The 13,696-nt window shown below is 47.8% G+C and carries 14 protein-coding genes; all 14 read right to left on the bottom strand.

Features of this window, described 5'->3' with window-relative positions; all coding sequences use genetic code 11:
• Positions 1 to 402 precede the first annotated feature (402 nt).
• The gene (lysS, locus tag ON063_RS12850; RefSeq protein WP_214697220.1) at positions 403 to 1,893 is read right to left on the bottom strand and encodes a lysine--tRNA ligase; all 1,491 of its coding nucleotides are present in this window, start codon (positions 1,891 to 1,893) and stop codon (positions 403 to 405) included.
• 148 nt (positions 1,894 to 2,041) lie between these two features.
• Positions 2,042 to 2,980, bottom strand: coding sequence for a tRNA dihydrouridine synthase DusB (gene dusB, locus ON063_RS12845; RefSeq protein ID WP_243834802.1), 939 nt, complete (start codon positions 2,978 to 2,980; stop codon positions 2,042 to 2,044).
• 70 nt (positions 2,981 to 3,050) lie between these two features.
• Complete coding sequence (folK, locus tag ON063_RS12840) at positions 3,051 to 3,548, bottom strand: 2-amino-4-hydroxy-6-hydroxymethyldihydropteridine diphosphokinase (RefSeq protein ID WP_274665397.1); 498 nt, start codon at positions 3,546 to 3,548, stop codon at positions 3,051 to 3,053.
• On the bottom strand, positions 3,545 to 3,910 hold the full coding sequence (folB, locus tag ON063_RS12835; RefSeq protein WP_274665396.1) for a dihydroneopterin aldolase: 366 nt from the start codon (positions 3,908 to 3,910) through the stop codon (positions 3,545 to 3,547). Before folB ends, folK begins: the two co-directional genes overlap by 4 nt.
• Positions 3,903 to 4,688: a dihydropteroate synthase gene (gene folP, locus ON063_RS12830; protein ID WP_274665395.1), complete on the bottom strand. Its 786-nt coding sequence runs from the start codon at positions 4,686 to 4,688 to the stop codon at positions 3,903 to 3,905. The genes folB and folP overlap by 8 nt, the downstream gene beginning before the upstream one ends.
• A gap of 11 nt (positions 4,689 to 4,699) precedes the next feature.
• Positions 4,700 to 5,518 (bottom strand): aminotransferase class IV, encoded by an 819-nt coding sequence (locus ON063_RS12825; protein ID WP_274665394.1) that lies wholly within the window; start codon positions 5,516 to 5,518, stop codon positions 4,700 to 4,702.
• Positions 5,502 to 6,086: an aminodeoxychorismate/anthranilate synthase component II gene (pabA, locus tag ON063_RS12820; protein ID WP_274665393.1), complete on the bottom strand. Its 585-nt coding sequence runs from the start codon at positions 6,084 to 6,086 to the stop codon at positions 5,502 to 5,504. The genes ON063_RS12825 and pabA overlap by 17 nt, the downstream gene beginning before the upstream one ends.
• Positions 6,083 to 7,462, bottom strand: a complete 1,380-nt coding sequence (locus tag ON063_RS12815) for an anthranilate synthase component I family protein (protein WP_274665392.1) — start codon at positions 7,460 to 7,462, stop codon at positions 6,083 to 6,085. Before ON063_RS12815 ends, pabA begins: the two co-directional genes overlap by 4 nt.
• A 94-nt stretch (positions 7,463 to 7,556) precedes the next feature.
• A complete protein-coding gene (gene cysK / locus ON063_RS12810; RefSeq protein ID WP_074036641.1) occupies positions 7,557 to 8,510 on the bottom strand; it encodes a cysteine synthase A in 954 nt (317 codons plus the stop codon).
• Positions 8,511 to 8,594: 84 nt separating this feature from the next.
• Positions 8,595 to 9,524, bottom strand: coding sequence for an Hsp33 family molecular chaperone HslO (gene hslO, locus ON063_RS12805; RefSeq protein WP_274665391.1), 930 nt, complete (start codon positions 9,522 to 9,524; stop codon positions 8,595 to 8,597).
• A 19-nt stretch (positions 9,525 to 9,543) separates the two neighbouring features.
• The gene (locus ON063_RS12800) at positions 9,544 to 10,365 is read right to left on the bottom strand and encodes a type III pantothenate kinase (RefSeq protein ID WP_274665390.1); all 822 of its coding nucleotides are present in this window, start codon (positions 10,363 to 10,365) and stop codon (positions 9,544 to 9,546) included.
• A gap of 93 nt (positions 10,366 to 10,458) precedes the next feature.
• Positions 10,459 to 12,483, bottom strand: a complete 2,025-nt coding sequence (gene ftsH, locus ON063_RS12795; RefSeq protein ID WP_214761686.1) for an ATP-dependent zinc metalloprotease FtsH — start codon at positions 12,481 to 12,483, stop codon at positions 10,459 to 10,461.
• Positions 12,484 to 12,588: 105 nt separating this feature from the next.
• Complete coding sequence (hpt, locus tag ON063_RS12790) at positions 12,589 to 13,134, bottom strand: hypoxanthine phosphoribosyltransferase (protein ID WP_012727721.1); 546 nt, start codon at positions 13,132 to 13,134, stop codon at positions 12,589 to 12,591.
• 35 nt (positions 13,135 to 13,169) lie between these two features.
• On the bottom strand, positions 13,170 to 13,696 hold a 527-nt coding region (gene tilS / locus ON063_RS12785; protein WP_274665389.1), incomplete at its 5' end, for a tRNA lysidine(34) synthetase TilS.

Below are 13,696 nucleotides of genomic sequence, written 5' to 3'. Positions count from 1 at the left end.
CAGCGTTCGTCCTGAGCCAGGATCAAACTCTCCAAAGAATTTGATATAGCTCTTAAATTGACGAAGCTTGCGCTTCATTCAAAAATTGTAAAACTTTTTTTGCCTCATCGTTCAGTTTTCAAAGTTCGTCTGTCGCTCTTGGCGACTCTTAAAATAATACAAGTCATCGACACAGTTGTCAACCACTTTTTTTATTTCTTTCCGCTGCCATCAGCGGCAACGTTTATTACTTTACCGCACACCTTTAATTAACGCAAGGGTTTTTTATAAAGTTTTTTCAAAAAAGTTTTTTCGTTAGAGTTTCCCCTTTATTCAACGGCTTGTTTCCAAGCGCTCATACGGAAAAATAAAAAAAGAGAAGCTGGATTGCACCTACGTACAAACCGGCTTCTCTACTATTATTTACTGTTGATGACGCATTGTAGGGAAAAGAAGAACGTCGCGGATTGATGGTGCGTTCGTCAATAACATGACAAGACGGTCAATCCCGATTCCAAGTCCACCTGTTGGTGGCATACCGTACTCAAGTGCCTCAAGGAAATCGTTATCGAGTTCGTGCGCCTCGTCGTTACCTGCTTCTTTCTCAAGCAATTGTGCTTCGAAACGCTCACGTTGATCGATTGGATCGTTCAACTCCGTGAAGGCATTCGCGTGTTCACGACGAACAATAAACAATTCAAAACGATCTGTGAAGCGTGGATCCGTTTCGTTTTTCTTCGCTAACGGCGACACTTCAACTGGGTGTCCTGTCACGAATGTTGGTTGAAGCAATGTCTCTTCGACCTTTTGCTCAAAGAACTCATTGACGATATGACCGAACGTCATATGGTCCTGAACTTCCACACCATGCTCTTTCGCAAGGGCACGTGCTTCTTCATCGGACATTTGTTGCCAGAAGTCTACACCTGTCTCTTCTTTAACAAGGTCGACCATGTGTGCACGTTTCCAACCGATGCCAAGGTGAATTGTATCTTCACCATATTGTACATCTGTTGTACCGAGTACTTCTTTCGCTACGTGCGCAACCAATTCTTCCGTCAAATCCATAATGTCGTTGTAATCCGCATACGCCTCATACAATTCGATCATTGTGAATTCAGGGTTGTGGCGTGTCGAGATTCCTTCGTTACGGAACACACGTCCGATTTCATAAACACGCTCGAGTCCACCAACGATCAAGCGTTTCAAGTGAAGTTCGATGGCAATACGCATATAAAGTTCCATATCCAACGCATTATGATGCGTTAAGAACGGACGCGCCGCTGCTCCACCCGCAATCGTGTGTAACATCGGTGTTTCCACTTCTAAATATCCTTTTTGATTTAAGAAGTTGCGAATCTCAGAAATGATGCGGCTACGCAAAATGAATGTCTGGCGTGAATCTTGGTTTGTGATCAAATCAAGATAACGTTGGCGATAGCGCTGTTCCACATCTTTCAATCCATGATATTTGTCCGGAAGCGGGCGAAGCGCCTTCGTCAAGAGCTCAAACTCTTCCACATGAATCGAGAGTTCACCTACATTTGTTTTAAAGAGCTTTCCTTTGACACCAACGATATCACCGAGGTCTGATGATTTGAATAAGTCAAACGGCTCATCCCCGACATCGTTTTTACGAACGTAAATTTGAATCTGACCTGTCACATCTTGAATGTGGGCAAAAAATACTTTCCCTTTCCCGCGTTTCGTCATGATGCGACCAGCTAGCGTGACTTCTACGTCCTGCTCTGCTAAAGCCTCTTTTTCAATTGATTCATACTGCTCATGTAATTCACCTGCGTGCGCAGAACGATCAAAGCGTTGACCGAACGGGTCGAGACCGCGCTCGCGCATATCGGTCATCTTCTCAAAACGAACCTGCATTTGATCATTCATTTCTAACTCGTGGCTCACTATTCCATTCACTCCTCTATCCATATTGGGTTTATCCCTAACAAAAAACTGTCGACCTGATGGCCAACAGCACAGCCGAAGCCGTTCATTCGTTGTGGTGCACTTTTTCGCCAAACAAGCTTACCATAAATTAGTTCTTTTCTCTAGTTCACACTTCTGACAGTTGTCGCTCGAGTTGATCCACAAATCCATACAGGACCGCTGCGAAAGCCTCACGCGATTCCGTTTCATTGATTTGTTTGCGAATCGGACCACTGCCCTTTAATCCTTTTAAATACCAAGCCGCATGTTGACGCATTTCACGAACGGCCGTCAGCTCACCTTTAATTGCACTCAATCGGTCGAGGTGCAACATGCAAATATCAATTTTTTCACGAGCTGCTGGTTCCGGCGGAAGTTCTCCTGTTTCGAGGTACTGAACCGTCTGATAGAGCATCCACGGGTTTCCAAGTGCAGCGCGCCCGATCATGACAGCATCCACGCCATATTGGTCAATGACACGCTTCGCGTCTTGTGGTGTGGCAATGTCCCCGTTCCCGATAATCGGTACGGTCGCGACTTTCTTCGCTTCACCAATCCAATCCCAGTTCGCAGTTCCTTCATATTGTTGGGCTCGCGTACGTCCATGAATGGCAATGGCTGCCGCTCCACCTGTCTGAGCCGCTTTGACATTGTCCAAAATAAAGATGTGATCATCGTCCCAACCAAGGCGCATTTTCACCGTGACCGGTTTTTCGACCACATTCGTGACGGCATTGACCATCTCATACACTTTATCCGGATCAAGTAACCACTTTGCACCTGCGTCACATTTCGTTACTTTCGGCACAGGACAACCCATGTTGATATCAATGATGTCGGCATTCGTATTTTGATCTACGTACTGCGCCGCTTTAACGAGTGTATCTTTAGAACCGCCAAAAATTTGCAAGCTGAGCGGTTTTTCTCGTTCATCGACATATAGCATGCGCATCGTCCGCGCGTTCTCAAGCAAAATCCCTTTATCACTGACCATTTCAGCACAGACGAGTCCCGCACCGAATTCTTTTGCAATCAATCGGAATGCCGGGTTGGTCACGCCAGCCATCGGTGCAAGGACTGCACGGTTTTTAATATCTATATTTCCAATCTTAAAGCCTGTCAAGACAACACATCCTTCATTTCACCAAATTCGTTAGCAACTGTAACCGAACGACATCTTGGCGGTCTGCCATCGGTAAATCTGCTAGCCATGATGCGACCGTTCGTCCTCGGACGATGAGTTCTGGCGCAATCTCAGCTAACGGAGCGAGCACAAACGCACGTTCCTGCATCCGCGGATGTGGTACCGTCAAGTGTTCTGATTGTATATCTTCCCCATTATAATAGAGGATGTCAAGGTCGATGGTGCGCGGACCGTTTTTAAAGAGACGCTCTCGACCTAACTGCCGTTCAATTTGTTGAAGGGTGTTTAATAAGTCCGTTACAGATTGATGAGTCTCCACTTCGACCACCATATTATAAAATGATGGTTGATCGGTATAACCGACAGGGGCGGTCTCATAAACCGATGATTGTTTCGTGACCGTAACACCCATTTTTCCCATTTCATCAATCGCGTCAGACAATTGTGCCGCCCGCTCCCCGATGTTTGCTCCTAATGCGATAAAAATCATGACGTTCGTCTCCTTGTCATCTCAATCGCCACCGAGTCGTAATGTCCTGGGATTGGTGGGTCCGGCTTGATTACTTTTACTGTCACGCTTTGAATCAAATCATGATGTGACAAAATGGCCGTCGTGATTCGTTCTCCGAGTGTTTCGAGTAAATTGACCGGTTCTCCCGTCACAATGTCTTCTGTGACTTGATATAACCCCGCGTAGCTGACTCCATCCTGTAAATCATCTGACTTCCCAGCAGGTGCAAGGTCTAACTCACACATTAAATCCACGTGAAACCGTTGACCGAGACGGTTCTCCTCTTCAAACACACCATGATATCCATAAAAGCGCATGCCGTTCACAAAAATCTTATCCATGTCCGTTCCCCCTCATCATCGCATCCATCATCTTCGCTGCACGCATATTCTCTTTCACGTCATGGACGCGTACCCAATCGCACCCTTTCATGATGCCTAAACACGTCGTCGCAATTGTCCCTTCCACGCGTTCTTCGGTTGGTAAATCGAGCGTTTGGCCGATAAACGATTTACGGGACGTACCCAGTAACACCGGATAGCCAAGACGCGTGATCACATCGAGGTGATTCATGAGCTCTAGATTTTGCGCCACGTCTTTTGCGAACCCGATTCCTGGGTCTAGCCAAATATGCTCATCTTTCACACCCGCTGCACGAGCAATCTCAATCGACTCCTGCAAATCACTCACTACATCTTCAATAAAATGATGGTAGTCTCGATTTTCTCGGTTATGCATCAAAATGATGGGGACGCCATATTCAAAGGCGACACGCGCCATCGACCGATCTCCCCACTTCGAGCCCCACACGTCATTGATGATTGTCGCACCCGCTTCTAATGCCGCACTCGCAACAGCAGGCTTATACGTATCAATCGAGATCGGAACATCTATTTCTTGTACCAATCGTTCGATGATCGGGACGACACGTTCAATTTCTTCTTCTGCAGAAACAAGCGCCGCACCGGGTCGCGTCGATTCACCACCGACATCAATCGCATCCGCACCTTCTCGTACGAGTTGCTTTGCGTGACGTACGGCTTCTTCGACCGCTGTATATCGTCCTCCGTCTGAAAACGAGTCCGGGGTCACGTTTAAAATACCCATGATTTTCGTCATGTTTCAGCCTCCTATCCAAGTGAACGAACGAGCTCCGCCCATACTTCGTTAAATCGTTCCCCGTCTTTACCGGGGTATTGCAGATTTCCATAATGCGTCACCGGAGCGACTTGCTGAATCGAGTTCGTCATCCAAATCTCTTTTGCTGCGGTTAATCCATCAAATGTCACCGATTGCTCCACCACGGGAAAGCAATCGATCACCCATTGTCGCGTCACGCCCGCGAGTGCTCCGCTCGAAAGGGGTGTCGTATACAACACATCATCAGATCCGACCCAAAAGATGTTCGACACGAGCCCTTCCACCACGTAGCCTTGTTCGTCCGCAAATAATCCTTCAGCATCCTGGTCTTGCAAGGTGCGTTTTCCGAGGATATTGTTCATGTAATGATGCGATTTTAATCGAAAAGCCGCTTCAGGACGACTTCTTGGGAAAGGGATCGGTTCGACTCGCTTCTCTTGTGGCACAACTTCTGAGGAGAGCGGTTTGGCAATCAACGTGACGTTCGGTGCTTCATAACGCCCGGCATACAGACCGAGCGGCGCGACTCCTGCCGATACATTCAATCGGATATACAAGTCAGGAGCTTCATTTTGACGACACAATTGCTGAATCGCCGTCTCGATTTCTTCCTTTGTGTACGGAAAATCAATCCACAGTTCATCTACACTCTTCATCAATCGTTCCCAATGCGCATCGAACAAGAACGGAATGAAATCATATGTTCGAAACGTCTCGAATAGACCCATCCCATATAAGAATCCATGGTCCTCGACAGGAATCCATGCATCCTCTCGCTCAACAAGGTCCCCGTTATGCCAATACCACATGGCGGTACTCCTCGATAAAGTTTCGAATCATCTCTTTTCCATGCTCGGTCAAAATCGCTTCAGGGTGATACTGAACCCCTTCAATCGGGAGCGTCCGATGCCGGAGTGCCATGATTTCTTTCGTTTCTGTTTCTGCTGTGACCATCAAACATTCTGGTAAGGTAGAACGTTCCACAGATAACGAGTGATAACGGGTCACGACCGTCTGCTGAGGAATATCTTTGAAAATCGAGTTCCCGTCATGTTGAATCTTCGACGTTTTCCCATGCATCAGCCGCTCCGCATGAACGACGTCTCCTCCGAACGCTTGTGCAATCGCTTGATGACCGAGACACACACCTAAAATCGGAATGCGACCTGCGAACGTTTGAATCGCCTCGACGCTAATCCCGGCTTCATTCGGTGTACAAGGTCCAGGGGAAATGACCAGGTAGCTCGGAGCAAGTTTCTCAATGTCTTGGATCGTCACTTCATCGTTTCGATAAACGACCAGTTCTTCACCAAGTTCTCCAAAATACTGCACTAAGTTGTATGTGAATGAGTCATAGTTGTCGATTAGTACAATCATGTTGTCTCCTCCGTCATTTGCTTCGCCGCCCATAGCGCCTTCGCTTTGGACAGAGATTCTTCATATTCTGAGACCGGATCCGAATCGATGACGATGCCCGCTCCCGCTTGAACGTATGCAATCCCATCTTTCACGACCATCGTTCGAATGGTGATGTTGAAGACGAGATCATCGTCCCAACTTAACCATCCATATGACCCGGTGTATAATCCCCGGCGAACTGGTTCAAGTTCCTCGATAATTTCCATCGTTCGAATTTTCGGTGCACCGGTAATCGTACCACCAGGGAACATCGCGGCTAGCGCCTCCGCTCCTGATACTTCATCACGAATCGTCCCCCGCACGTTGGAGACGATATGCTGAACATGTGAATACTTTTCAATCACCATCAACTCGTCCACATGAACACTACCGTATACCGCGACTTTCCCGAGATCGTTCCGTTCCAAGTCGACGAGCATGACGTGTTCCGCTCGCTCCTTCTCGTTTTCAAGTAGCGTGTTCGCCAATTCCAAGTCCTCAACATCGTCTTTTCCACGTGGACGCGTACCCGCAATCGGTCGCGTTGAAATGTCAGATCCATGTTTCTCAAGCAATAGTTCCGGTGAAGCGGAGACCATTGTCAGTGCGTCATCCACAAAGTATCCCATGTACGGAGATGGATTCATTTGACGAAGCGTATCGTAAACACGACGTGGGTCGGCGCGTAACGGTTCGGATTGACGAACGCTCAAATTCACTTGGAACACGTCACCTTCCACGATATAAGACTGAATTCGTTTGACCGCCTCCACGAATTCGTCTTGAGACATGGAGCGCGAACGCTCGACAGGCAATTGTTCAGTCGGTTTGAATGCGTAGTGTGATTCGACGTTCCACATGGCCGCCAAGCGATCCGCTTTACGTTCGGCATTGCCTTCTGCTGTGACCATCAAATAGAGCGTCGAACTCTCTTCGTCGAACACAGCCACTTCATCAAACAACAGAAACGAGACGTCCGGCGTCGCTAAATCATCTTCTGCCTGGCTAGGGAGTCGCTCAATCGTTCGAGAAACATCATAGCTGACATAACCAATCATGCCACCGAAGAAGGGAGGTGCCCCTTCCGGACGCTCAGCTTCAAATCGTTTCCGCACTTCACTGACCATCTCGAGCGGTTTCCCATACATCGTTTCAGTCGTTTCCCCTATTTGTAAGAGACCGACACCGTCTTTTACATGGAAGCGACCGAACGGTTCGATTCCCGCAATCGTATACCGTCCTGCCCTTCCACTTTCTAGCCATGCGTGGTACGGCTGGTCTGCTGTCAACGTCATGTATGCCTCATACATCTTTTCTTTCGTCATCCGCTTCGTTCTGAACGCTGTCGATCTCACTTGTCATTCCTCCGTCTATTCATTCATGCCTTTTATTGTACACAAGAAAAGGCAGCAACCGAAAGAGAATGTCTCTCGATTACTGCCTGAAATGTTATACGCGACTCTCGTTCGATTCTTCATCAAATTGATAAAGCGGTGTGCTCAAGTAACGTTCTCCGTTTGATGGGATAATCGCCAATACGTTTTTCCCTTTACCGAGGCGTTTCGCCGTATCGAGTGCCGCTGCAATGGCAGCCCCTGAAGAAATTCCACCGAGGACACCGTTCGTGCGTGCCGCCTGGCGCGCGTATTCAAACGCCTGGTCTGTCGTGATTTGAAGGACACCCTCATAAATCTCAGTATCCAGAATGGATGGGACAAAGCCGGCACCAATTCCTTGAATCTTATGAGGTCCCGGCTTACCACCAGACAAGACTGGGGAATCAACCGGTTCAACCGCCAAAATTTTCACGTCTGGATATTTCGCTTTCACGACTTTTCCTGCTCCGGTGATTGTACCACCTGTACCGACTCCCGCGATGAGAGCATCCACCGAAAGTCCTGACTCTTCGAACGCCTCGACAATTTCAGGTCCCGTCGTCATCTCATGCACGTTCGGGTTCGCTGCGTTGTTGAATTGTTGCGGAAGGAAGTAGCCGTTTTTCTCAGCTTCTTCAGTAGCACGACGAATCGCTCCACCCATTCCTTCTGGCCCTGGCGTCAAGATGAGCTCGGCCCCGTATCCACGAAGAAGGTTACGACGCTCCATGCTCATCGTCTCAGGCATGACGAGAATGGCTTTATATCCCTTTGCCGCACTGACCATCGCCAAACCGATTCCCGTGTTCCCGCTCGTTGGCTCGATGATTGTATCGCCAGGCTTCAAGATTCCGTCTTTTTCTGCCGCTTCGATCATGGCGAGAGCAATCCGGTCTTTAACACTTGACCCTGGGTTCATATATTCAAGCTTCAGATACACATCGGCATCTTCTGGTCCAGTCATGCCGTTCAATTTCACAATCGGAGTCTTTCCAATCAAGTCTGTCACTGAGTTTACGATTCGCATTACATTTCCTCCTTCATAATTCCGACTATTCCGATATTGTTATCATACCCTATCGAATTGAAAATATGCAATTTGGAACGTTGCTTACGATTGTGCCTGTTCTTTCATTGTTTCCAACTGTTCAGCCGAGAAATGATATTTTTCACCACAGAAATGGCAAACCGCTTCGGCTCCGCCGTCTTCCTCGATCATTTGGCGAATCTCTTCTTTTCCAAGACCGATAATGGCGCTTTCCATTCGTTCACGACTGCATGTGCAATTGAACTGAATTGGGTTCGTATCGAGGACATCAAGGCTATCGCCGAGAAGTAATTGCAGCATTTCTTCTGGTGTTTTTTCTTCACCGATTAAAACAGATACCGGTGGGAACGTCTGCAGTGCTTTTTCAAGCGCTTGTACCGTCTCTTCGGAGGCGTTCGGCAGCAACTGAACGATGACACCACCTGCAGCAAGAATCGATTCATCTTCTGGTAAGACGAGAACACCCGCTCCGACGACTGATGGTACTTGTTCAGATGTTGCGAAGTAGTATGTGAAGTCTTCACTGATTTCACCTGTTTGAATCTCTGAAGAACCACCGACATAATCTTTCAAGCCTAAGTCTTTAATGACAGAGACCGTTCCTTTTCCGACCGCTTCGCCGACTTTCAACTTCGTCAATCCCTGCTCGTTGACGAACGTCCCGCCATCGACACGAGGGTAAGATACGTATCCACGGACATCTCCTGCTGTATCTGCGTCTACGATGATTTTCCCGATTGGACCATCACCTTCCACTTTAAGTGTGACGCGTGCCGCACCTTTTTGCATGGCTCCGATCATCGAACCGATTGTCATCGTCCGTCCGAGGGCCGCTGAGGCAACCGGTGTCGTCTGATGACGAAGTTGTGTTTCGTATACTGTTTTTGTCGTACGGGCTGCAAATGCACGCACCTCTCCATTAAAGCCGAGGGCCCGAACGAGATAATCGTCTTTCATTTGATCGAGTAATACTTGTTGTTCTGAATGAATCATATGAGTTAACTCCTTTAGTTTACTTTTGATTGCGCTCGTAAATGAGGCGGAGGCCTTCGAGTGTCAGGAACGAATCCACATGGTCAATCGTTTCTGCATGTTCACTGATCAATCGTGCCAATCCTCCAGTCGCAATGACGGTCGCTTCACCAACTTCACGCTTCATCCGATTCACGATGCCATCCACTTGGGCAACATATCCATAATACGTCCCCGATTGCATCGCTTGAATCGTATTTTTCCCGATAACCGTTGGTGGGGTTGCCAGTTCGATCCGTGGTAATTTCGCAGCACGTTGATAAAGTGCTTCCACTGAAATCATGATCCCTGGTGAGATGATGCCGCCATGGTAGCGACGCTTCTCATCGATGTAACAATACGTGGTTGCCGTTCCAAAATCAACAATGATGAGCGGACCGTCATACTTGGCGATCCCTGCCACCGCGTTGACAATTCGGTCGGCCCCGACTTCGCGGGGATTCTCGACGTGAATGTCTAATCCTGTCTTCACACCTGGGCCGACAACGATTGGACGATTCTCGACGTGAATGTCTAATCCTGTCTTCACACCTGGGCCGACAACGATTGGACGTACATTGAAGTATCGTTGTGACATTTGTTCAAGTGGGAAAATAACAGGAGGTACGACAGAGGACAAAATGACACCGTCGACTTGATCGAACGAGACGTTCGAATGGTCAAAGAGCGATTTCACTAACATGCCATACTCATCCGTCGTTTTCGTCCGGTCCGTTGAAATTCGCCAATGGTGTACGAGAGTGTCTCCATCGTACATCCCTAGAACAATATTTGTATTTCCAACATCAATCACTAAAATCATGATATAGTTCCTCACTTTGTTGTCAATTGCAGTTCGCTCGAATTATAACACGAAAAAAGACGAATGCCTCGTCAAGGGCATTCGTCTCATTCATTAACGTGATTCGTTATTCGGACGTTCCGTTGGAGTCGCCTCTGGCTTATCGCCTTCAGGTACGACATCCGGTTGGCTGTCTTGAACAACTTCAGGTCGATCGACGATTTGTCCGTGTTGTACGGCCGCATCATCTTTCTTCGCTGCGTCGTCCGAGTCCGTCGATGCATCCACGTCTTCTTCCGGCTCATGCGGGAGATATTCGCGTGTCTTGATCAAGTGACGAATCTGTTTCGAGTCGAGCGTTTCCACATCAAGCAATGTCTTCGCTACGAGTTCGAGGTCTTCGCGACGTTCTGTCAAGATCTGCTTCGCTTTCGCATAGCAGCGGTTGATGATTTCGCGAATCTCTAAATCAATCTCTTGGGCGATCGCATCCGAGTAGTTCTGCTCCGTCTGGAAATCGCGACCAAGGAATACTTGTCCACCATGGTTTGAACCGAGCTGGAGTGGTCCGAGCTTATCGCTCATCCCGTAATCCATGACCATCTTACGTGCAATACCTGTCGCACGCTGGAAGTCGTTGCTCGCTCCTGTCGAAACTTCACCAAAGATGACATCTTCGGCGACACGTCCACCAAGAAGGCCGACAATCTTGTCTTCGAGTTCAGGTTTTGTCATGAAGTAACGATCTTCTTTTGGAAGCATGACGACGTATCCTCCTGCGTTACCGCGTGGGACAATCGTCACTTTGTGTACTTCATCCGCATTCTCGAGCTCAAGACCGATGATTGTGTGACCCGCTTCGTGATAAGCGACAATGTTACGTTCTTTTTCAGAAATAATTCGGCTCTTCTTCGAAGGTCCTGCAATAACACGATCAATTGCTTCTTCGACATCGACAACCGATACTGCCGTACGGTTTGAACGTGCTGCAACGAGTGCTGCTTCGTTCAAGAGGTTTTCCAAGTCAGCCCCAGAGAAACCAGGTGTACGTTGTGCGATTGACTTCAAGTCTACAGTTGAGTCAAGTGGCTTGTTGCGTGCATGGACTTTCAACACTTCTTCGCGCCCTTTTACATCTGGACGATCGACCGTGATTTGACGGTCAAAACGACCTGGACGAAGGAGAGCTGGGTCAAGGATATCCGGACGGTTTGTCGCCGCGACCATGATAATCCCTTCATTGTCACTGAATCCATCCATTTCAACGAGCAATTGGTTCAATGTTTGTTCACGCTCATCGTGACCACCGCCGAGACCGGCACCACGTTGGCGTCCGACCGCATCGATTTCATCGATGAAGATGATACATGGAGCATTCTTTTTCGCGTTTTCGAACAAGTCACGGACACGTGACGCACCGACCCCGACGAACATCTCAACGAAGTCAGAACCTGAGATCGAGAAGAATGGTACTCCGGCTTCTCCGGCTACTGCACGGGCCAAAAGTGTTTTACCTGTCCCTGGAGGACCAACGAGTAAGACCCCTTTCGGAATACGCGCACCGAGTTTCGAGAACTTACGAGGGTCTTTCAAGAATTCAACAACTTCGATGAGTTCTTGTTTCTCTTCGTCTGCTCCGGCCACGTCTTTGAATGTGACGCGACGTTTTTCTTGGTCGTATAGTTTCGCCTTCGATTTCCCGAAGTTCATCACACGACCACCACCGCCACCACCTTGCGCCTGGTTCAACAAGAAGAAAAACAAGATGAAGATGATAATGAACGGTAAAATCGCGAAGACGATGCTGAACCAGCTACTGTTCGATTCAGCCTCCTCGATTTGAATATCCGTATTCGCTCGAAGCTGCGTTAATACATCCGCATATTCAGCTTCGTTCGCTGGAATGTTTGTTTCGTAACGCTGGTCGTCATCTCCTGTAAGGTCGCCTGTAATCGAGATAGCCCCCGGGATTTCTTGTACGGTTGCCGTCTCAATCCGATCATCTTCCACATATTCTAGGAATTTCGAATACGAGAGCGTTTCACTCTGACTATTCGGATTCTGCAAATATTGAAGGAACAAGATCAAGGCTAGGAAAATCACACCAAAAACCAATGTGTTTTTCACTGCACGATTCATTCTCTGCCTCCTATTCCGAGAAACGATGTTCTCGCCCATTCAGTATATGCCTATACTTTGGGGATTTCTTTTATCTTACCACGTCACATTTTCAAAAGAAAAACGTTAGCCCCCGTAAACGCTCGGTTTGAGCACACCGACGTAAGGAAGGTTACGATATTTCTCTTCATAATCGAGACCGTAACCGACAACGAACTCGTGTGGAATCACGAAACCGCTATAGTCTGCTGATAAACCATTTTTGCGTCCTGTCGGTTTGTCGAGAAGCGTGACAATCTTCACAGACTTCGCTTTACGGTATTTAAGAAGATCGACGAGATAGCCAAGCGTCAATCCACTATCAATAATATCTTCTACAATCAAGATGTCGCGTCCTTCTACAGATGTATTTAAATCTTTCTCGATTTTTACTTCACCTGTTGAAGAAGTACCTCCGTGATACGTCGACACGTCCATGAAATCCATTTCTAAATGGATATCCATTTCTTTGACGAGATCAGACATGAATGGCATCGCGCCTTTCAATACACACACGAGAAGCGGAAACTCTTCTTTATAGTCTTCGCTAAGCGTTCCAGCGAGCTCTTTCACCTTTTCTTGAATCTCTTCACGTGAGATTAAAATTTTCTCCATATCGTTCATTAATGACATCTTGAAATCCTCCTCTTTCTGTTTCGACACAATCATCATTTTACCATTAATCGTAGGCAATTCGCATCCGACTTGTCTAGAAATTCTGAAACTCGTACCCCGACAATCGCGAGAATTCGTCCTGAGGCGTCTTCAAGCAGGGGTAGAGTCGGACGAATCGTCCGCTCAATCTTTTCATCGATCAGGATACGGGACACTTTCTTTGTCCCCACGGCTAATCGCATTCGGTCACCTGGTGCACTTGTCCGAATCGTAAGCGGATAAGTGATCTCATGTAACGGAATGCCCTCTCTCCCCTCCTCGACAGATAAAGAGATAGTTCGGTCTCCGAATTCAACAACGGTCGGCAACGAGTCAATTTGAATGGGGTGAAGTGAATCTGGCGTAGAGCGCTGTACAAGATTCAGTACCCTATTCTGCTTCGTCATGAACCACTCGCCTGTCAGATGATAGGTTCCTGTATCCTTTTGACTCTGGAGTAGCTTATCCATCGCCTCGTTCACATTCACCTCGTAACGAGAGGACAGCAATCGACCGACTGTATACCGTTCAAGGAATGATA

This window comes from Exiguobacterium sp. B2(2022), from assembly GCF_028823655.1.
In the GTDB taxonomy this organism is placed as follows: Bacteria; Bacillota; Bacilli; order Exiguobacteriales; family Exiguobacteriaceae; genus Exiguobacterium; species Exiguobacterium aestuarii_A.
The sequence above is the reverse complement of the archived record's forward strand: the minus strand, read 5'-3'. Positions and strand labels throughout refer to the sequence as shown.

Excerpts from the sequence above, each read along its gene's own strand:
- pabA (WP_274665393.1), bottom strand. The coding sequence starts at position 6,086 with ATGATTGTACTAATCGACAACTATGACTCATTCACATACAACTTAGTG.
- folB (WP_274665396.1), bottom strand. The coding sequence starts at position 3,910 with ATGGATAAGATTTTTGTGAACGGCATGCGCTTTTATGGATATCATGGT.
- hslO (WP_274665391.1), bottom strand. The coding sequence starts at position 9,524 with ATGATTCATTCAGAACAACAAGTATTACTCGATCAAATGAAAGACGAT.
- cysK (WP_074036641.1), bottom strand. The coding sequence starts at position 8,510 with ATGCGAATCGTAAACTCAGTGACAGACTTGATTGGAAAGACTCCGATT.
- dusB (WP_243834802.1), bottom strand. The coding sequence starts at position 2,980 with ATGGCTGGCGTGACCAACCCGGCATTCCGATTGATTGCAAAAGAATTC.
- ON063_RS12800 (WP_274665390.1), bottom strand. The coding sequence starts at position 10,365 with ATGATTTTAGTGATTGATGTTGGAAATACAAATATTGTTCTAGGGATG.
- ftsH (WP_214761686.1), bottom strand. The coding sequence starts at position 12,483 with ATGAATCGTGCAGTGAAAAACACATTGGTTTTTGGTGTGATTTTCCTA.
- folP (WP_274665395.1), bottom strand. The coding sequence starts at position 4,688 with ATGACGAAAATCATGGGTATTTTAAACGTGACCCCGGACTCGTTTTCA.
- hpt (WP_012727721.1), bottom strand. The coding sequence starts at position 13,134 with ATGTCATTAATGAACGATATGGAGAAAATTTTAATCTCACGTGAAGAG.
- ON063_RS12825 (WP_274665394.1), bottom strand. The coding sequence starts at position 5,518 with ATGTGGTATTGGCATAACGGGGACCTTGTTGAGCGAGAGGATGCATGG.
- folK (WP_274665397.1), bottom strand. The coding sequence starts at position 3,548 with ATGATTTTTATCGCATTAGGAGCAAACATCGGGGAGCGGGCGGCACAA.